This is a genomic window from Spirosoma litoris (genome assembly GCF_054776755.1).
The window spans coordinates 288883-308457 of sequence record NZ_BAAHBI010000075.1 but is presented as its reverse complement, the minus strand read 5'-3'; the positions used below and the strand labels follow the sequence as shown (position 1 = coordinate 308457).

Below are 19575 nucleotides of genomic sequence, written 5' to 3'. Positions count from 1 at the left end.
CGGTTACCCCTCCACTTTAACTGCATCCCGATACTGCTTCGCGTAATCGGATGGCGATAGGGTGTACAAACTCTGGAATGTTTTTCGGAAATGTTTCAAGTCTTCAAAGCCAACCTGATTGGCAATTTCGGAAACGCGAAGCGAGGTCGTTGTAAGCAGCTGAGCCGCTCGTTTCATCCGGACATCTCGAATAAATTCAACCACCGATTGCCCCGTAATGGCTTTGATTTGTCGGTAAAAAGCGGATTGGCTCATGCCCATTTCGCGTACTAAAACGGGAACGGTAAAGTCGGGGTCGGACAGGTGGGCTTCGACAATGATCATCGCCTTTTCCAGAAGTCGTTTTTCTTCATCGGGAATAACAATGTCGGTTGGCTCTAACAAAATCTGGCGCTGATAATACTCCTTCAGTCGGAATCGACTTTGGAGTATCACCGCTATTTTGGTGTATAAAATCTTGGGATTGAATGGTTTGGCCATGTACTCGTCGGCACCCGTTTCCAGGCCTTCCAGTTCGTGCACCGCAGCCGCTCGGGCGGTCAGCAACACCACCGGAATTTGCATCGTTTTTGGATGCTGCTTGATTTTCCTACAGAGTTCCAGACCATTACTGCGTGGCATCATCACATCGCTAACCACCAGATCGGGCAATAATTCAAGGGTTTTCTCCCAGCCTTCTATGCCATCCGACGCCATAAATACATCGAACGTTGGGGCAAAGAGTTGTTGTAAATACTGCCGAAGTTCGTCATTGTCTTCTACCAACAGAATGCGCGTCGATCGAACAGGCGAGGTCGATACATCCCGTTCGTCAGCTATTTCGGCCTCAATCGGTTCGGATAGTAGGTTTGGTAAAACTTCCGTTTGAGCGGGCTCCTCTCGAATGGATTCGGGCGAAAGATGCTCTTTCCCAAATGGTAATCGTAGTGTGAACGTTGTTCCAACACCCTGCGCACTCTGTACCGACACCTCTCCCGAATGAACTTCCATAAACTGCTTCACCAGCGAAAGCCCAATGCCGGTGCCTGTCATCCGCATAGTTTCGGTATGCGATGCCTGATAATAGGGGTCAAAGATTTTTTCCAATACGTCGGGATTCATGCCAACACCCCAGTCCCGTACAATCAATTGAAGGTAGTTGTTCTGGAGTGTATCTTGCTGAAAAACAGCGGGCGAGTCGGGTGAACCAACGACCGAAACCAGTAATCTGATTTTGCCGCCCTCCGGCGTAAATTTGAAGGAGTTAGATAACAGATTGGTTAAGATGATTTCCAGTTTACTCCGATCAAAATACAGTGGAATGGCTTCCGTAGGTGCTTCCATCGCGTAGTCCAGCCGCAACTCTTCTGCCTTCAGTTTGAAAATCAGGAAAATTTCAGTCAAAAAAGCTATAATATTCCCCTGGCTGGCTCGTAGCGCTATATGACCTGATTCGACCTTTCGGAAATCCATTAACTGATTCACCAAATCCAGCAATTTGCGCGTCTGCTGGTGCATCAGCATAATTTTGTCTTTCACATTGTGGAGCCCAGTGCCTGCCGAAGCCAGTTCTTCCATCGGCCCCAGAATCAACGTGAGGGGTGTACGAAGCTCATGCGAGACATTAGTGAAAAACCGAAGTTTGGTGTCGGTTACTTCCTTTTCCTTTTCGACTTTAAACTGTTCGAGCGCCAGCTTATTTTTCAAGGTCTGCTGTGCCAGTTCAATGCGCCGATAGAGTATCAAAGCTCCGCCCAAAATGGCCGCGTAGATCAGGTAGGCCCACCAGGTTTTCCACCAGGGCGGCAGGATGGTGAAATGCAGGACGGCTGGCTCCTTCGACCAAACGCCATCATCGTTGCTGGCTTTGACCAGAAATGTATAATCGCCAGCCGAGAGATTGGCAAAACTAACTATCCGCTGGCCAGGAGCCGCTTGCATCCAGCCTGATTGATATCCCTCCAATTGATAGGCATACTGTTGTTTTTGAGGATTCGCGTAATTCAGCCCGACAAATTCAATCGAGAAATCATTTTCCGACGCTTTCAGGCGTATAGATTGAGGCTCGTAAAAGGGTTTATTCAATAAAACCCTGCCGTTGAGTGTATCGCCGATTCCCACAGGCTGATTTAGAATGCGCAATTCGGTAATCTGCACCAGGGGCGGGTAGGGGTTGGGCAACAGCGTACGGGGCTGGAAATAGGTAATGCCGTTTGTGCCACCAAAATAGAGCGTTCCGTCCGACGCCCGGTAAGCAGCCCCCACTTTAAAGGAGTTGCTTTGCAAACCGTCCGATACATCATAATGAAACAACCGTTTGGTCGATGGGTTGAATTGATACAAACCCGCCCCGCCAATCCAGAGATTACCCAATTCATCGGTCAGCAGACTTTCTATGTCGGTTTCGGGCACCCATTTGCTGTATCGTTCAATCGTTTCCTGACCGTTTTGGGTAGACAATCGGTGCAAACCACCGCCAATGGTACCAATCCATAAGTTGTCTTGCCGATCTTTCAGTAGTGGCCAGGCGTAATTGGTATTCAGACTGTTAGGGTTATTGGGTTCATGTTTGAATTGCTTGAGCAGGCGCAGACCATCGGGCGATACCTGTAACTTCAGGACTCCTGCATCCCGTGTGCTCGCCCATAAAATCTGCTGAGGTTTATCGTAAAAGAGCGCCGTGAACTGATGGGTTGGTAAGATCGGTTGTTTGTACGTTTTCAGGTGTTGACCCTGCCGATTAAACTGATGAATACCCCCGTTGAACGTAGCCACCCAAATCGACCCAAACTGATCTTCGGTAATACTTTCTATACTAATACCGCCCCAATCAACCTCATCCGGGTTATGGGGTAATTGCTTTAAGGTAGAGCCGGTTTGCCCATTTAACGTATAAAGTCCGTAATAGCGGGTGCCGATCCAGAGTGTACCGTTCGTCGCCTGAAAAATTGTGGACACATCAATGCCGTTCAGATCGCCAGATAGAGAGCGGTTCAGGTAATTCTGATAGGTTTTCGTGCGCAGATCATAGCTGGCAAAGCCGTTTCGTGTGCCCATCCAGAGCCGATTGCCTGCTTCGTCTTTGCAAATGGTGTTGATGTAGTTGTTTGCCGGGGTCGTTTGCCCAACCATCTGCCGTCGAATCAGGCCAAATGGCTTTGCGCGGAGTTTCAGTTGATTTAGTCCTCCGGCTGAGGTAGCCAGCCAGAGATTGTGAAATCGATCTTCCAGAATATCGTGCACTCGTACGGAATTTATACTGAATGGATCGGTATCTAGCGGCAGAAAAGTGTGGACACTTTGTTCATTGACCGGAGGTGTTGAGCCTGTTACGGGACCGGCATTCATGAGCAACAATCCATAATTCGTGCTGATCCAGAGTCGATCCGATGAATCCAAATAGAGACTTTCGATATCGGCAAAGGCTCGTTGTAACGGTTGGGCAGCCAGATTCGGTACCTGATTTAATTTCTGCTTACTTATCCAGAAAATCTGGTCATCGGTGCCAATCCATAAATCACCCCGTCGGTCCAGATGCAGCGATCGGATGTTGATGGCATCGGGCGACGTTACTTTGGTGGCCTGTAACGTGGTTGCCTGTGCTAGATTTTTGTTGCTGTCAAAACACCAAAGTCCGTTCCCCAGCGTGCCAATCCAGATTGTGCCCTGATGATCAACAGCCAGTTTATTAATGTTCGGTTCCTGAGTTGGGTGGTTTGTTAGTCCTACCTGTTTGATTCCAACGAGTTTTCCTTTGGCATCTAGTTGTATCATAAATGCGCCAAAGTGCTGCGTAGCCACCCAGAGTCGATTTTGTCCATCGGTGGTAACAGCGTGGACATTCGTGTGTGACAGTTGTTGAATAAACAGGGCAAAGTCGGTGGTCCCCGGCAATTCCCGAACACTGACGAATCGATCCCTGCTGGCGTCGTACCAGAACAACCCCGCCCGTTCGACGCCAACCCAGAGTCGGCCATTCTGGTCAATGTGTAATGCTCGGATTCGATTACTCGCTATACCATCTTCATCGTTGAGGGGCAAATCGTATTGCTTTAAGCCGTACCCGTCGTAGCGGTCAATGCCTTTATTCGTACCTACCCAGATAAACCCCGCTTTGTCCTGCGTAACGCACATGGCATCGCTGTGCGAAAGACCCTCATTAACGGTAATATGTTCAAATCGAAACTGATCTGATTCACGCTGAGCAATACCAGCCAAGGGCACCAGAACAGCGCTTAAAAAGCAATAACTACAGATTAAAAACCACTTCTTCATTAAGGACTAATTTACCCCCTACTTTTGACGAAAACTAACCCCATTGGCAGTTTTCGGCGGGTTACTTTTGTACGATTTATAATCTGATAACGAACCTGTTTAGGATTTTGAAAAAGGGATAAGAGTTGAGTGATTTTTGTCATCCCGACGCCAGGAGGGATCTTCGGGTGCGGCCGAAAAACTCCCGGCTACAGAAGATCCCCGCTCCGGCGGCCCGGTCCTTTGTCGGGATGACAAAAATGCTCTCCAACTAAAATCCTAAACAGCTTCACTCTGTTGATTTTAGTAAGATGTGAATCAGGGTTTTGTGTGCAATGGATTCTGGAAAATCAATAAAACTGCTAGAATCAACAAAATCATAGAACCCAGCATCCATTATTAGTTAACGCCAGTTTTGCTGGAAAGGTGGCAACCTATGTGCGCAAATTCGTATCGATCGTATCGTTTATAGTCCATGTTTTTACCGTTTATTAACTACAGCTTATCGCTTGGAATGCTACTTGGGCTAACTGCCTTGCCCAATACGTGGATGAACACTCCACAACTGCCTGCCACGAAAGTTCACGTACAGGCCGATACCTTAAGTCGCCCGGAGGAAAATCGATTTACGAAAACGGTTCTGTCGAACGACCTGAACGAGCCGATGGAATTGGCCGTTGCGCCCGATGGCCGGGTATTCTTTGTGGAGCGGGCGGGTAAGTTTTACCTCTACGATCCCGTTTCGAAAAAAACACGCTTGCTGTACGATTTTCCGGCGAAAGCGGTCGATAAGTACCTCAACGGCTTATTGGGAATGACCATTGATCCGCATTTCAGCCAGAATCATTACCTCTATTTTTTCTACACCGTTCAGGATAAGGAGCAGACCAAACAGCGTATTGCCCGCTTTATCATGAATGACAATAATACGCTGGATGTTGCCAGTGAAAAACCAATCATCGAATTCCCCATAGACCTCGAAGTTAGTGCGCATACGGGCGGCTCGATGGCTTGGGATACACACGGCAATCTGTTTATATCGACGGGCGATAATACCGTGCCCTTTGAATCGAACGGACACGCACCGATTGATGAACGCGCTGGCCGCTTAACGTTTGACGCCCAGCGCTCGGCGGGAAATCCGAATGACTTGCGGGGTAAAATCCTGCGGATTCATGTTGAAAAAGATGGTTCCTATACCATTCCCGAAGGAAATTTATTCCCGAAAGGTATGGAAGGAACCCGTCCTGAAATCTACGTGATGGGTTGTCGGAACCCGTACCGCATTTCGGTCGATCCGGCGACGTCCATTGTGTATTGGGGCGAAATTGGTCCTGATGCGGGAACCGATAGCCAGCAGGGACCGCGGGGTTACGACGAGTTTAATCAGGCCAAAAAAGCGGGTAACTACGGCTGGCCTTACTTCGTGGGCGATAATAAGCCGTATTATCAGTATGATTTTGCGACGAAAGCTGTTGGTCCTCTTTTCGATACAAAGGCTCCCGTCAATAATTCGCCCAACAATACGGGGATAAAAAATCTGCCACCCGCTCAGAAAGCGATGGTTTGGTATCCGTACAACAAGTCCGATGAGTTTCCTGAACTAGGCGTGGGCGGACGTTGTGCCATGGGTGGCCCGGTGTATCATTATGACCCATCCCTGAAATCGAGCACAAAACTGCCCGCTTACTACGACAAAGCCCTGTTTATGTACGACTGGATGCGGAACTGGGTGTACGCCGTTCGGTTGGATGACCAGCAGAATTTCGTATCAATGGAACCCTTTATGCCCAAGACGGGGGATTTTCGTCGGCCGGTCGATATGGAAATCGGGCCCGATGGTAGTGTCTATATGCTGGAATACGGTTCGGTCTATGGCATTGACAATGAAGATGCCCGTCTGGTGAAAGTCGATTTCAATGGTGGCAACCGCGCGCCCGTAGCGCAGATCGTCGCCAAAGATACCATTGGTCTGGCTCCACTAACGGTTGCTTTCACGGGCGATAAAAGTCATGATTTCGACAAAGGCGACCAATTGACGTATGCCTGGCGGTTTGAGGGTAAAACGGTGGCATCGACCGAAGCAAATCCAACCTACACCTTCCGTAAAAATGGCATTTACAAAGCCGTATTAACCGTTAGCGATCAGCAGGGTAAATCCAGTACGGATACCCTGACGATTAAAGTGGGTAACACAACGCCACAGGTAGAAATTCAGACAGCTCAGAACCGCACGTTCTTTCCCGCAACACAAACGCCATTGGCCTATGCAGTGAAGGTGAGCGATAAAGAGGATAAACTGATCGACCCAAAGCGGGTGAAAGTGGTGCTTAATTATATTCCGAAAGTAAACCCTGAGCCACAAATGGGCCACCAGCAGTTAACGGCTTCGTTTAGTTTAGGGAAAAACCTGATTGCTGGGTCCGATTGTAAAGCCTGTCACCAATTGGCGGCTAAGTCGGTAGGGCCCGCGTTTACGGAAGTTGCCAAACGATACCGCGACGATAAAACGGCTACGGCCAAACTGGCGAACAAGATTATCATTGGCGGTGGGGGCGTCTGGGGAGAGCATGCCATGAGTGCGCACCCACAACTGGCCCGTGAGGAAGCCACCGAAATGGTGAAATACATTCTGTCGCTGGGCAACGAACCCTCGGAAAATCGACTGCCACAACAGGGTAGCCTGACGCTGAATCAGCACGTTGGCAAAGAACAACTAGGCCGTTATGTGCTGACTGCTTCGTATACAGACAAAGGCTCACTGGCACCTCCGCCCGGAAAACCTAAAACGCAGTTAGCGTTAACCAAAACCGACGTGCTTGTGCTACGGCCAACAAAAATTTTAGGGAGCGAAGCCGACGAACTGCACGTGGTTAGCCGGCAAGGCAAACGGCTGGGCAGCATTCACAACCAATCGTACTTCGTGCTGAAAAATATCGATCTGAAAGGGATTAGCCAGCTTACGTATCTGTACTCATCCAAAGACAAAAACGCGACAGTTGAGGTGCATACCGATTCGCCGACGGGACAGGTAATCAGTACATTGGCCTACACCGCAACGGGCAATTGGGACAAATACATGACCGTAAGTACGCCCATTAAAGATCCTGGCGGTCAGCATGATCTGTATTTCGTGTTTGTTAAGCCCGAAACGCCAAACAAAGATCTTTTCAGTCTGGATTGGGTGTTGTTTGGTTCCGCAACGACCGGGAAATGAAAATAGGCTTGTAAAATTAGTTGACTTCGTAGTGTCAGGTGAAAGCACCTGACACTACGAAAAAGTAATTAACATGAATAATGGATAGGTTTTGAAGTAATAAACTGATTGTCAATTATTTATAATATTATTTTTTGTCATCCCGACGCCAGGAGGGATCTTCGGTAAATAACTAGTTGCCGAAGATCCCTCCTGATGTCGGGATGACAAAAAACTAGCGTAATTCTATTCGTAAATTCTCCATAATTCACGTTAATTAAAGACCTTTATTTTAGATTAGGATTGGTTTAGAAAGGACGAGACTTTGTCTCGTCTCTTTTCTTTAAATCACCATTTGGCTTCCAAAAATGCGCTTTAACTTCACGCTCATTATGCGAAATATCTCCTTACTCCTTAGCTTTCTGCTAATCACCGGCCTCTGCATTGGTCAGTCCAGACCGGGTCAGTCCAAATCGAAAAAAGCCAAATCAAAATCCGATAACTGGATTCAACTCTTCAACGGCAAAGACCTAAAGGATTGGTCGGTGAAGATAACAGGACACCCGCTCAACGATAACTACGGAAATACTTTCCGAGTCGAGGATGGTAAGATGGTTGTCCGATACGATCAGTACAAGGAATTTGATGAGCAATACGGCCACATCTTTTACAATAAACCTTTTTCGGCTTATCTGCTGGTAATGGAGTATCGATTCGTAGGCGATCAGGTGAAAGGTGGTCCCGGCTGGGCAATTCGTAACAGTGGGGCTATGTTGCACGGACAAGCGCCCGAAACGATGGGCCTGAAACAGGATTTCCCGATTTCGATGGAAATGCAACTGCTCGGGGGCGATGGCCAGCACGAACGGCACACCGCCAATCTGTGTACGCCCGGTACCAACGTTGTGCTGGATGGTAAGCTGTTTACACCCCACTGCATTGATTCGAACTCAAAAACGTACCCCGGCGATCAGTGGGTGCATGCCGAAGCGCTGGTTCTGGGTGATTCTCTGATAAAACACATCGTTGAAGGCGATACCGTGCTGACGTATTCAAAGCCACAGATAGGAGGGGGCAACGTTATTCACTATGATCCAGCTGTTAAGAAAGACGGTCAACTGCTCAATAAAGGCTACATCTCCCTGCAAAGTGAAAGTCACCCTGTTGAATTTCGCAAAGTTGCCTTGTTCGATCTGTCGCCTTATATGAACAGACCCAAACAATTAGCTGCCATTTTGAAGCAGTTGCAGACTCGGGAATAAGTAACGCGGACATCCTGTCCGCACGCTGAAGGTTAAATTGTAGCTCGAAAATAGCTGAGTTTGTTATTTTTAATGAGGTCTACTTAAGTCCCTGAAGCCTATTTTTTGTCATCTCGACGTCAGGAGAGATCTCAATGTTCTAATTAGTCAAGCTTGACCGGGCTACCGGAGCGGATCTCTCCTGACGTCGAGATGACAAAAAAACATACACAGAGCTAGTATGCAAATGTCTTGCTTTACAATTCCATAATATAGTGTTCTATCCAATTTGGTAGAATTCATGGAAGACGAAAATCGCGTACACGAGCCAACAATTCGCCTGTCACGTCAAAAAACAAAATACAATTTTGATGAGCCAAATTTTATTTGGTTAGGTAGTCTCATTGTTATTGAAATTATTTCTATCAATGTTGTTATAGGCTTTACATAATGATTATTTGATTGATAATGAGCGTAAAGAAGGCTCCCGCTACTTTTGCCTCGTCAACAAATAATCGATTACGATGTCTTTCAACATACTTCAAAAAAGTCTTCTCGTTCTTTTCTTTTCAGTAAATAGTCTGTTTTCATCAAGCGCACAGGTAGTTCCCGGAACACTTGAAATGGCTGTTTATCCTGCCAAAGCTCCCTTAAAACTGTGGTTTGTTCTGGTAAAGCTAGCAACCACTAATGCTGCCCGTATTGAATTGGTTAATCAAGACAATCAGGCTTTATACATGAGTACTCTTTCTAAGAAGGAGCAACGAGTCAATCAACTCTTCGATTTAAACGAAGTTGCCGATGGTACATACACCATTCGCGTGACTACCGGTACCGAAACCGTTGAAAAAACGTTTACCGTGCAAACACCTATTGTTCAGGAACAAGTGACCAAACGATCGCTAACATTCACCAAAGAGACTAAAGTTGCTGTGAATAACCTGTAATCAATAAATCCATTCAACAGGCATTCTGCTCTGGCATTCACAGTGCCGTCTATATCGGAGCTGTATGAGAACGCCAGAATATATTGCAAATAGCTATTAAAAAAAGGCCCTGAGCGCTAACTCAGGGCCTTTTACGCATATCTAATAACTCCAGTATCCTTCTACCCAGACCCGCCCACGCGGGGTTGGCCGCCAATAACCAGGGTTCCAGGTTTTATACCGGGCTGGTTTTGAGTAGGTGGCGTACTGAGGGGCTGCTGTTTGATAGTGGCCATCGATCCAGATACGATCCCGTCCTCGTTGAACATAATGACCCGGAACCCATACCTGCTCTATTGGTGCTTGATGCATAGGTGGGGTATTAGGAATGACAATGACTCTTCGGGGTGATTGTGCAGTGGCACTATCTGAATCGATTGTACAGAACGCGGTTGCTAATAAGCCCGCTAATGCCAAAATTTTCATGTTCGTTTTCATAGCGTTTTCCGATTAAGTTCGGCAAGAAATCGGCTCTTTTATCTACTCTATTGAGCCACTTCCCGCTGCAATTATCATTACTAGGCTATACTTTATAAACTGAAAAGTTTCAAACCTGACTACTTATTAACTCATCTGAAATAATATTGTTAGATTGTTTTGTTGCTATCTGATCTTCGTTAAAGCTATTTTCCTGTCTTCGGCAACTTTCACCGCGTCCTCGATTTGTGAAGATACCTGCTGTATATACACAGCTATTTCAACCGATACACGATCTGTCGACACACTGCTTTGTTACGCCAATCACGTATACTGCCTCTTATTGGCAAGGCTTAAATAAATCCAGTATCCTGCCTTGGAGAGAGTCATTTTTGCATTCCAGAGAAATTGCACTTCTCTCTTTGTAGACTCCTACGTTAGTCTGACTGATACAATCTGTAACGTACTGATAATTAAGTTTCGATTGCTGAAATATCCCCCTCTTTTTGGCGAAATACCCCCCTTTCTGTTCGCGTGAGCGGCTCTAATTTTGCACTATTCAAATAGTTTATTTGCCTGTTGTCTGTGCATCGTCAAGTAAATCTCCAATAACTGAAGAAACCTAAAAATCCGCTTTATGAATATTAAATGGCTACTTGTTTGTGGTGCGATGCTTCCTGTGAGGGGTGTATTCGCCCAGCAGATTGTCAGTAATAGCAGCCCCATTTTTGCCTCGGCCCGATTGATGGATGCCAGTGTGCATTCGTCAGAGGTAGCAGTTATTACGGTTACGGGGAAAGTGACCGACGAAAAAGGAGATGCTTTACCGGGCGCTACCGTCTCCCTGAAAGGTGGTTCGATTGGGGCTAATACCGACGCGCAGGGAAACTACACCGTACGTATTCCCGATGGTACCGCCAATCCCGTACTTGTCTTCTCATTTATTGGCTATACACCGCAGGAAGTGCCCGTCGGTAACCAGACTGTAGTGAACGTACAACTCGTTGGCGATGCAAAGTCGCTCAATGAAGTGGTGGTGGTAGGTTACGGTACGCAGAAACGTTCAGATATTACGGGCGCTGTTGCTTCGGTTCCCAAATCGCGCTTGTCGCAACTGCCCGTTACCAACGTGTTGCAGGCCATTCAGGGATCGGTAGCGGGGGTGAATATTTCGCAGTCGTCGTCGGTTCCGGGTGCCGCTCCGTCAACAACGATCCGGGGTCAGAACTCGATCAATGCCAACTCGGGTCCTTATGTTGTCGTTGATGGTATTCCGTTGAGCAAGGCAGGTGGTTCGCTCAGCGACATCAACCCAAATGACATCGAATCCATCGAAATCCTGAAAGACGCGTCGGCTGTGGCCATCTACGGAACCAACGGGGCCAATGGCGTTATTCTGGTAACCACCAAGCGGGGAACCACGGGTAAGCCGACCATCCGGTACAGCACCTATGCCGGTATTGAAAATTTTGCGCACGTGCTGAAGCCGCGTAACGGCGCCGAGTATCTTCAGAAGTATGCTGATTACATGGCTCAAACGGGGCAAACCCTAACCAGCCCTGTTCCGAACTATACGGAGTTAACGAATTATAACGCGGGTATTACCACCGACTGGCTTAAAGAAGCGACCCAAACGGGTGTGTTGCAGGATCATAACCTAAGTATTTCGGGTGGAACCTCCAATGTGCGCTACTTCATTTCGGGCGAATTTCTGGATCAGAAAGGAGCGATCAAAGGCTACCAGTACAAACGGGTTAGCTTCCGGTCGAACCTGGACATTAACCTGACCGATTACCTGACAGTGGGAACGTCGCTATTCCTGACCAACAACAATCGCGATGGTGGTCGGGCTAACCTGCTGAACGCTACGGCGATGAGTCCATATGGTCAGGAGTACAATGCTGATGGCAGTTATATGATCTATTCCATGTTCCCGGAGCAGCTCTATACTAACCCGATGATCGGCCTGAAAACCCAGCGACTCGACCGTAATTCAAACTTCAACGGCAATGGGTATGCAGAATTGAAACTGCCGGGCGTATTAACGGGGCTAAAATATCGGTTGAACGTAGGCTATTCGTATTTGCCATCCAACACAGCCTCGTACGTTGGTCGGGCTGCGAATGATCTGCTGGGAACGGCGCAGAAATACAACACCGAAACCAGTAGCTATACCATCGAAAACATCCTGACCTACACCAGAGACTTCGGTAAAAGCCATCTTGATTTCACGGGTCTGTACAGCGCACAACAAAGGAAGTACAATACCACCACGGCTACGGCAGTTGGTTTTGTTAACGATGAGCTGTCTTACAATAACTTAGGCGCTGGGGCCACGCAGTCCAGTAGCTCGTATGCTGATCGGTATGGTCTGAACTCACAGATGGGCCGGATCAACTATACCTACGACAGTCGCTACTTATTCACCCTGACAGCCCGTCGTGATGGTTCGTCGGTATTCGGAGCGAACACGACCAAGTACGGTTTGTTCCCTTCAGGCGCTATTGGCTGGAACATCAGCAACGAATCGTTTATGAAAGATATTCGGGCCGTGAGCAATTTGAAACTGCGCTTCTCGTATGGTAAATCGGGTAACGAAGCGATCAGCGTTTACCGGACCATCACGACCGACAATACCGTTCGGTCGCCCTTCAATGGCGTGAGCACCATCGGCGCACAGCCGGGTAACTTAGGAAACGCCAACCTGCAATGGGAAAGCACCGTTAGCCGTAACCTGGGTTTAGACTTCGGTTTTCTCAATAACCGCATCAACGGTAGCATTGATGTTTATAAAAACACCACCGACGGACTGTTGCTGCTGCGTAGCTTGCCTATTATCACGGGCTATTCGAGCGTGTATGACAACCTGGGTAAGACCTCTAACACAGGTATAGAACTGACCCTGAATACCCGCAACGTAACGCAGGGTGCTCTCAAGTGGGAAACTACCGTCGTATTTGCCTCGAACCGCAACCGCATTGTTGACCTCTACGGCGACAAGAAAGACGATTTGGGTAACCGCTGGTTTATTGGGCAACCCATTAGCGTCGTGTATGACTACAAAATGATTGGTGTTTGGCAGAAGGGCGAAGATGCTTCATCGCAGGACCCCGGTGCTGTCGCTGGTGATCTAAAATTTGCCGATCTGAACGGGGATAAAAAGATTACGGCTGATGGCGACCGCATGATTCTGGGTCAAACGGCTCCGAAATGGACGGGTGGTTTAACGAACACATTCCACTACAAAAACTTCAACCTGAACGTATTTGTCCAGACGGTACAGGGTGTTACGCGTAATAATGCCGACCTGACCTACGCGGATGAAACAGGCAAACGGAACACGCCAATTGACGTGGGCTACTGGACTGCCGACAACATGAGTCAGACCCGCCCATCGCTGGCGTTTAAAAACCCACGAGGTTATGGCTACGCATCGGATGCCAGCTTCACTCGTATCAAAGACGTAACGCTGAGCTATGTATTCCCGCAAAAAGCCCTTGATAAACTGCACCTGGGTAATCTGACAGCCTATGTGAGCGGTCGGAACCTGTACACCTTTACCAACTGGATCGGCTGGGACCCCGAAGCGGTACAACAGTCGCGCGGAACGCAGGGCAACTCCAGCGATCCAAACACGAGCTGGACGAACAACTACCCATTGACCCGCTCGTTTGTGCTTGGCCTGAACATCAGCCTGCGTTAATCGAGCATTGGCGAAAGGCGTTTTTCGCTCTTTCGCCTGGCCTTTCACTCTTTCGCTTTTATAGTCTCATGAAACCATATATCAAGATAGTTGCCCTGTCGATGCTGGTACTGGCGTCGGCCTGTAAGGATGATTTCCTGACAGAAAAACCGTACTCGTCTTACACCCCCGTTACGCTGAACGACTCGCTGGGTTTCGAAGCGTCGCTGGTGGGCCTTTACAACCATACCAGCACCATTTTCTCCTGGTCCGATCAGCAGGGCTGGCCAAGCGTATGGCAGGTTGGAACCGACGTAGCCAATGCGACCGCTAACCAGCAGGGCGTTGAGATTCCGTATTACAACTACGCACAGTTGACGTCTACGGACAATGCTGCCGCGCGTACCTGGAACCGGAATTTCATAATGATCAACCTGGCGAACACCATTATCAACGGAGCCGAAGCGCCTACATTGACCGCTATCAGCACCGGAGGTAAGGCAAAAATTAGTGCCGAAGCTAAGTTTTTCCGGGCGTATGCCTACAATAACCTGGCTACCTGTTTCGGGGGGGTACCCATTCTGACGCAGGCACTCACAGGCCCTAAAACGGACTTCGTTCGAGCTACGCTCGATGAGGTGAACAAACTGATTGTGGACGATCTGACGTTTGCCGTAACCAATTTACCGGATATCGAAAGCGTTAAATCTAACTCGAAAGGGAAGCTTTACGGACGGGCCAATAAATTTATGGCTATGCAGCTGCTCGCCGAAGCCTATCTGCGGATGGATAAACCCGATCTAGCCGAAGCACAACTCCAGGCAATTATCAGTAGTGGCCGGTTCAGCCTGATCAAAAAACGCTATGGACTTAAGGCAACTGAGGCTGGCGACTATTACCACGACATGTTTATTTACGGTAACCAACGTCGGGTACAGGGCAATACCGAAGCCATCTGGGTACTGGAACAGGAAAACCCAACGACCGTTGTGGGCGGTATTACCGATAACCCGCAACAACGTCGCGTGTGGGGCGCGGCTTACCACAACGTAGCCGGCATGGCTCTGTCAGATTCAACGGGTGGCCGGGCGTTGGGGCGCTTACGGCTCAGCAACTGGGTGCTGTATAGCTTATATCAAACGGGCGACATCCGCAATTCGCAGTATAATATCCGTCGCCGGTACGTGTACAACGACGCGACCAAGCCTGCTACCTACGGCAAACTGGTTCCCTATACCGGTACCGATACGTTGTATAACATTGCTCCGCATACCACCAAATGGTACCAGTTCGATCCGAACGATACCTTCGGATACGCTATGATTAAGGATTTTATCCTGATGCGTCTGGGCGAAACCTACCTGTTGCTGGCCGAAGCTCAGTTCAAACAGGGTAAGCTGGATGCTGCGGCAACCAGTATCAACGTTCTACGTGAGCGGTCTTTCGCTGGTTATCCGAACGTAGGTAAAGTGACCTCGGCCGACATCAATCTGGACTTCATTCTGGACGAGCGCGTTCGTGAACTGATTGGCGAAGAAAACCGCCGAATGACCCTGATGCGGACCAAAACGCTGGTCGATCGGGCCACGCGGCTTAACTCGAATAGCGCTGTTAACCCGTTGCGCGGCTTGACTACCACGCATTTGCTACTGCCAATTCCGCTGACAGAAATTCAGTTGAACAAAGACGCTGTTCTGGCGCAAAATCCTGGTTATTAATTGAGTAGCGCGGACATCCTGTCCGCTTAGCCATCAGTTGTTAGTTTATCACTGCGACTATTAGCTAAGCGGACAGGATGTCCGCACTACTTTAACTTCTTACTCAATGCGAATCCTTGCCTCCGCTTTTCTCCTGCTCAGTTTAACGGCTTCCACTTTTCTTTGTCAAGCTCAACCTACACTTCCACAAAAACAAACCGACTTTAAACCCGGCGAACGCTGGTACGATGACAAAGGCGAACTGATCAACGCGCATGGTGGCGGGTTGCTATACACCAACAAAACGTACTATTGGTTCGGCGAAAAGCGGGGCCAATCGGCCTCCGAAGGCGTTACGGCTTACTCGTCGAAAGATCTTTACAACTGGAAAAACGAGGGGTTAGTCCTGCCCAAATCAACCGATCCGCAGAGTGAGATTGCCGTAGGTGGACTGATCGAGCGACCCAAAGTCGTTTATAACCCGACGACGAAGAAATACGTGATGTGGTTTCACCTCGAATTGCCGGGGCAGGGCTATAAAGCCGCTAGGGCTGGGGTTGCTATCAGCGATAACGTGACAGGGCCGTACCAGTACGTGAAAAGCTTCCGGCCGAATGGGCATATGTCGCGCGATATGACCCTATTTGTCGATGAAGATGGCTCGGCCTACCACATCTATTCGGCCCGCGAAAATTACGATTTGCGGATTGTGAAACTGAGCGATGACTACCTCTCGGCGACCACGCAGGACACGCTGTTATTCAGTAATCACCGGGAAGCACCGGCCATTTTCAAGAAAGATAACCAGTATTATCTGATCACGAGCGGCTGCACGGGCTGGGCCCCGAATCAGGCCAGCTTGCATACCGCTACGGACTTGTTTGGTCCCTGGAAACTCGTTGGCGATCCGATGAAAGGTCCCCTGGCCGACAAGACATTCGATGGGCAATCGACCTACATTCAGCCAGTTCAGGGCAAGAAAGACGCGTTCATTTTTATGGCTGACAGATGGAATCCGAACGATTTGAAAGACAGTCGGTACCTGTGGCTGCCCATCAAATTTGAGAATAGCCAGCCCGTAATCGAATGGACAAACGAATGGGATTTGTCCATTTGGAAATCGGCAAAAGCAAACTGATTTGCATGACGAAACATACGTATATACTGGCGTTGCTACTGTTGATTAGCGTTAGCATCAGGGCCCAGCAAAAGCCATTGGCCCCCGACGTTCTGAAGGCTATTCAACTGGCAAACGACCACTGGCAATCGACACACCCAACCCACGGACGGGCGTTCTGGGACAATGCGGCCTACCATACCGGCAATATGGAAGCTTATTTCATGACCAAAAATGAAGCGTACCGACAGTATTCGGAAGCCTGGTCGGAGCAGAATAAGTGGATGGGAGCGAAGTCGGACGATAAATCGACATGGAAATATTCCTATGGCGAAACCGACGACTACGTGCTGTTCGGTGATTGGCAAATCTGCTTCCAGACGTACATCGACTTGTATAATCTCAAGCCCGAATCACAGAAAATTGCCCGCGCCAAGGAGGTAATGACCTACGAAATGAGTACACCCAATAACGACTATTGGTGGTGGGCCGATGGTCTGTACATGGTGATGCCCGTGATGACGAAGCTTTACAAAGTGACGGGCGATAAACACTATCTGAAGAAGCTGTACGAGTATTTCACGTATGCCAACAGCATCATGTACGACGCCGACGAAAAGCTGTACTACCGCGATGCGAAGTATGTGTATCCGAAGCATAAGAGCGTAAACGGCAAGAAGGATTTCTGGGCGAGGGGCGATGGCTGGGTGTTTGCAGCATTAGCCAAAGTTCTGAAAGACCTGCCAAAGAACGATCCGCACCGAAATGAATACATCGCGAAATACAAAGGGTTAGCCGAAGCTATCCGCAAAGCGCAACAACCCGAAGGCTACTGGACCCGGAGCATTCTGGACAAAGACCACGCACCCGGTCCCGAAACCAGCGGAACGGCCTTCTTTACGTACGGCTTCCTGTGGGGCATCAACAACGGCTATCTCAACGAAAAAACGTACCTGCCAACCGCCCTAAAAGGCTGGAACTACCTCTCGACGGTAGCCCTGCAACCCGACGGCAAGATTGGCTATGTGCAACCCATTGGCGAAAAAGCCATTCCCGGTCAGGTAGTCGATGCCAACTCAACCACCAACTTCGGTGTCGGCGCTTTTCTACTAGCCGGTTGCGAGATGCATCGGTTTTTAAGCAAAAAATAGAGATTCATTTTGACAGGATTTACAGCCGAACTGCCGATAAAACAGGATTTTATTGAATTGCTATCTTGGCCTATATACTCAGGACCAAGGGGATTAAATGTAGCTAATCAAGTTTTGGCCCGTTAGGGCCTTCACAGCGTAGCGTCGGTAGAAAAAGCCTCTTGCATAGTTACGTGTGCCGTTAGGTACACAACGGTTATGTACCTAACGGCACATTGACCTCTTTGGGAACTAAATTATACTACCAACGATACGCTGTGAAGGCCCTAAGGGGCCAAGCCAATCTCGACCTGCATCCTCGTATTGTAAGGATACAGACCGAGGATGCAAGATGTGTGACCCCGTTGGGGTCAAATGTTTATAGAAAGATTATTGATGCTATAAACATCTGACCCCGAAGGGGTCATACAAAACAGATTTAGATTTAACTCTGCGTGATTACATAACTCTGTGTTATAGTAAAGAACATTCAAGAATGAAGAAGTTCAACACTCGCTTTTTTATTGCCTGTCTGATCGCCCTTGCGACCTACAGCGCTTTATATGCCCAGAAAAAACCAACGGCCAAATCGGTAAAAAATGCCCCGACGGTTAGCGATCGTCAGTTTTGGTTGGCCGAGATGGATAAGATGGTCAGACCCGTTATCTATAGTTTGGCTCAGGACAGTCTGCGTATTGTAATGCCGAAGGTGGTCTCCAAACGAATTGATAACAAAGACCACCGCATACAGGTACAGTACGTTGAAGTACTGGGTCGTGTGCTGAGTGGCATTGCTCCCTGGTTGCAGGGCGAAGGTGGAAGTGCAGAGGAAGTGACTTTGCGGAATCAGTACCGGAAATGGGTGCTGAAAGGGCTGTCGAACGCGCTCGATTCAACGGCCAAAGATTACATGTATTTCAACATTGGTGGCCAGCAACTGGTCGATGCGTCGTACATCGCGTATGCGTTTGTACGAGCCCCCTGGCTGTGGGAAAACCTGAACAAAACTGATCAGCAACGACTGGTTAAAGCCTTGAAAACTACCCGCCAGTTTAAACCCGTATTTTCGAACTGGCTGCTATTCTCGGCCATGACCGAAGCCTTTTTCTGTAAATACGGCTACGAATGGGACCCGATGCGGGTCGATTATGCCCTTCAACAATTGGAGCAATGGTATGTTGGCGATGGCATGTACTCGGATGGGGTTTCCTATGCCTATGATTACTACAACAGTTACGTGATGCATCCGTATCTGGCCGCTATCACAGAAATTATTGGCAAAAAAACGAACGCGTACAACGGCATGATTGCCAAAATCAAGAAGCGCAACGAACGGTATGCCATCATTCAGGAACGACTGATTAATACCGATGGTACTTACCCAGCTACGGGCCGCTCGATTGTGTACCGGGGCGCGGTGTTTCAGCATCTGGCCGATATGGCGTGGCGGAAAGCGTTACCCGAGCAGTTGAAACCCGCTCAGGTGCGTTGCGCGCTGACGGCTGTGATTAAAAAAACGCTCGAAAGTCCTTCTACCTATCAGAATGGCTGGCTGACCATCGGCCTGTATGGTTCGCAACCCGATCTGGCCGACTTTTACAACAATCAGGGTAGCCTGTACATTGCCACCAATATTTTCCTGCCGCTCGGTTTGCCCGATTCTGATCCGTTCTGGGCCGGTGCACCCGAAAAATGGAGCGCGCAGAAAATATGGAGTGGCGAAGATTTTCCGCACGATCATAGTGTGGATTTACGATAACCAATAATGGCGTGGTATGTTAGATGAAGCTGTTGATTGTTACTTAAACTATTTTTTTGTCATCTCGACGTAAGGAGAGATCTCAAGGCGGCAATTTTGAGATCTCTCCTTACGTCG

Annotated in this window: 11 protein-coding genes; 9 read left to right on the top strand and 2 right to left on the bottom strand. The window is 48.6% G+C overall.

What is annotated here, in order from left to right; genetic code table 11:
• Positions 1-3: 3 nt before the first annotated feature.
• On the bottom strand, positions 4-4254 hold the full coding sequence (locus tag ACYVGR_RS36495; RefSeq protein ID WP_460965686.1) for a two-component regulator propeller domain-containing protein: 4251 nt from the start codon (positions 4252-4254) through the stop codon (positions 4-6).
• A gap of 529 nt (positions 4255-4783) precedes the next feature.
• Between ACYVGR_RS36495 and ACYVGR_RS36490 the strand changes: the two genes are divergently transcribed.
• The 4 genes from ACYVGR_RS36490 to ACYVGR_RS36475 all read left to right on the top strand — a co-directional run bounded on the left by ACYVGR_RS36490 (position 4784) and on the right by ACYVGR_RS36475 (position 9617).
• Entirely contained in the window at positions 4784-7450 is a 2667-nt protein-coding gene (locus tag ACYVGR_RS36490; RefSeq protein WP_460965684.1) for a PQQ-dependent sugar dehydrogenase, read from the top strand.
• A gap of 371 nt (positions 7451-7821) precedes the next feature.
• Positions 7822-8691, top strand: coding sequence for a 3-keto-disaccharide hydrolase (locus tag ACYVGR_RS36485; RefSeq protein WP_460965682.1), 870 nt, complete (start codon positions 7822-7824; stop codon positions 8689-8691).
• A 280-nt stretch (positions 8692-8971) separates the two neighbouring features.
• Positions 8972-9121 (top strand): hypothetical protein, encoded by a 150-nt coding sequence (locus ACYVGR_RS36480; RefSeq protein WP_460965681.1) that lies wholly within the window; start codon positions 8972-8974, stop codon positions 9119-9121.
• A 73-nt stretch (positions 9122-9194) separates the two neighbouring features.
• Positions 9195-9617 (top strand): T9SS type A sorting domain-containing protein, encoded by a 423-nt coding sequence (locus ACYVGR_RS36475; RefSeq protein WP_460965679.1) that lies wholly within the window; start codon positions 9195-9197, stop codon positions 9615-9617.
• A gap of 141 nt (positions 9618-9758) precedes the next feature.
• Here the strand turns inward: ACYVGR_RS36475 and ACYVGR_RS36470 are convergent, their stop codons facing one another.
• On the bottom strand, positions 9759-10094 hold the full coding sequence (locus ACYVGR_RS36470) for a hypothetical protein (RefSeq protein WP_460965678.1): 336 nt from the start codon (positions 10092-10094) through the stop codon (positions 9759-9761).
• A gap of 616 nt (positions 10095-10710) precedes the next feature.
• On the opposite strand from ACYVGR_RS36470, the gene ACYVGR_RS36465 reads away from it, so the two are divergent.
• From ACYVGR_RS36465 to ACYVGR_RS36445, 5 genes are all read left to right on the top strand, one after another.
• Positions 10711-13776, top strand: coding sequence for a SusC/RagA family TonB-linked outer membrane protein (locus ACYVGR_RS36465; RefSeq protein ID WP_460965676.1), 3066 nt, complete (start codon positions 10711-10713; stop codon positions 13774-13776).
• A gap of 68 nt (positions 13777-13844) precedes the next feature.
• Positions 13845-15473, top strand: coding sequence for a RagB/SusD family nutrient uptake outer membrane protein (locus ACYVGR_RS36460; RefSeq protein ID WP_460965674.1), 1629 nt, complete (start codon positions 13845-13847; stop codon positions 15471-15473).
• Between the two features lie 106 nt (positions 15474-15579).
• Positions 15580-16590 (top strand): glycoside hydrolase family 43 protein, encoded by a 1011-nt coding sequence (locus tag ACYVGR_RS36455; protein ID WP_460965673.1) that lies wholly within the window; start codon positions 15580-15582, stop codon positions 16588-16590.
• Positions 16539-17720 (top strand): glycoside hydrolase family 88/105 protein, encoded by a 1182-nt coding sequence (locus ACYVGR_RS36450; RefSeq protein WP_460965672.1) that lies wholly within the window; start codon positions 16539-16541, stop codon positions 17718-17720. Before ACYVGR_RS36455 ends, ACYVGR_RS36450 begins: the two co-directional genes overlap by 52 nt.
• Positions 17721-18195: 475 nt before the next feature.
• A complete protein-coding gene (locus ACYVGR_RS36445; protein ID WP_460965670.1) occupies positions 18196-19458 on the top strand; it encodes a DUF2264 domain-containing protein in 1263 nt (420 codons plus the stop codon).
• Positions 19459-19575 lie beyond the last annotated feature (117 nt).

What these genes read in the sequence shown, in the direction of transcription:
- ACYVGR_RS36460 (WP_460965674.1), top strand. Translation starts at nt 13,845, where the DNA reads ATGAAACCATATATCAAGATAGTTGCCCTGTCGATGCTGGTACTGGCG.
- ACYVGR_RS36450 (WP_460965672.1), top strand. Translation starts at nt 16,539, where the DNA reads ATGGACAAACGAATGGGATTTGTCCATTTGGAAATCGGCAAAAGCAAA.
- ACYVGR_RS36495 (WP_460965686.1), bottom strand. Translation starts at nt 4,254, where the DNA reads ATGAAGAAGTGGTTTTTAATCTGTAGTTATTGCTTTTTAAGCGCTGTT.
- ACYVGR_RS36485 (WP_460965682.1), top strand. Translation starts at nt 7,822, where the DNA reads ATGCGAAATATCTCCTTACTCCTTAGCTTTCTGCTAATCACCGGCCTC.
- ACYVGR_RS36490 (WP_460965684.1), top strand. Translation starts at nt 4,784, where the DNA reads ATGAACACTCCACAACTGCCTGCCACGAAAGTTCACGTACAGGCCGAT.
- ACYVGR_RS36475 (WP_460965679.1), top strand. Translation starts at nt 9,195, where the DNA reads ATGTCTTTCAACATACTTCAAAAAAGTCTTCTCGTTCTTTTCTTTTCA.
- ACYVGR_RS36455 (WP_460965673.1), top strand. Translation starts at nt 15,580, where the DNA reads ATGCGAATCCTTGCCTCCGCTTTTCTCCTGCTCAGTTTAACGGCTTCC.
- ACYVGR_RS36445 (WP_460965670.1), top strand. Translation starts at nt 18,196, where the DNA reads ATGAAGAAGTTCAACACTCGCTTTTTTATTGCCTGTCTGATCGCCCTT.
- ACYVGR_RS36470 (WP_460965678.1), bottom strand. Translation starts at nt 10,094, where the DNA reads ATGAAAACGAACATGAAAATTTTGGCATTAGCGGGCTTATTAGCAACC.
- ACYVGR_RS36480 (WP_460965681.1), top strand. Translation starts at nt 8,972, where the DNA reads ATGGAAGACGAAAATCGCGTACACGAGCCAACAATTCGCCTGTCACGT.
- ACYVGR_RS36465 (WP_460965676.1), top strand. Translation starts at nt 10,711, where the DNA reads ATGAATATTAAATGGCTACTTGTTTGTGGTGCGATGCTTCCTGTGAGG.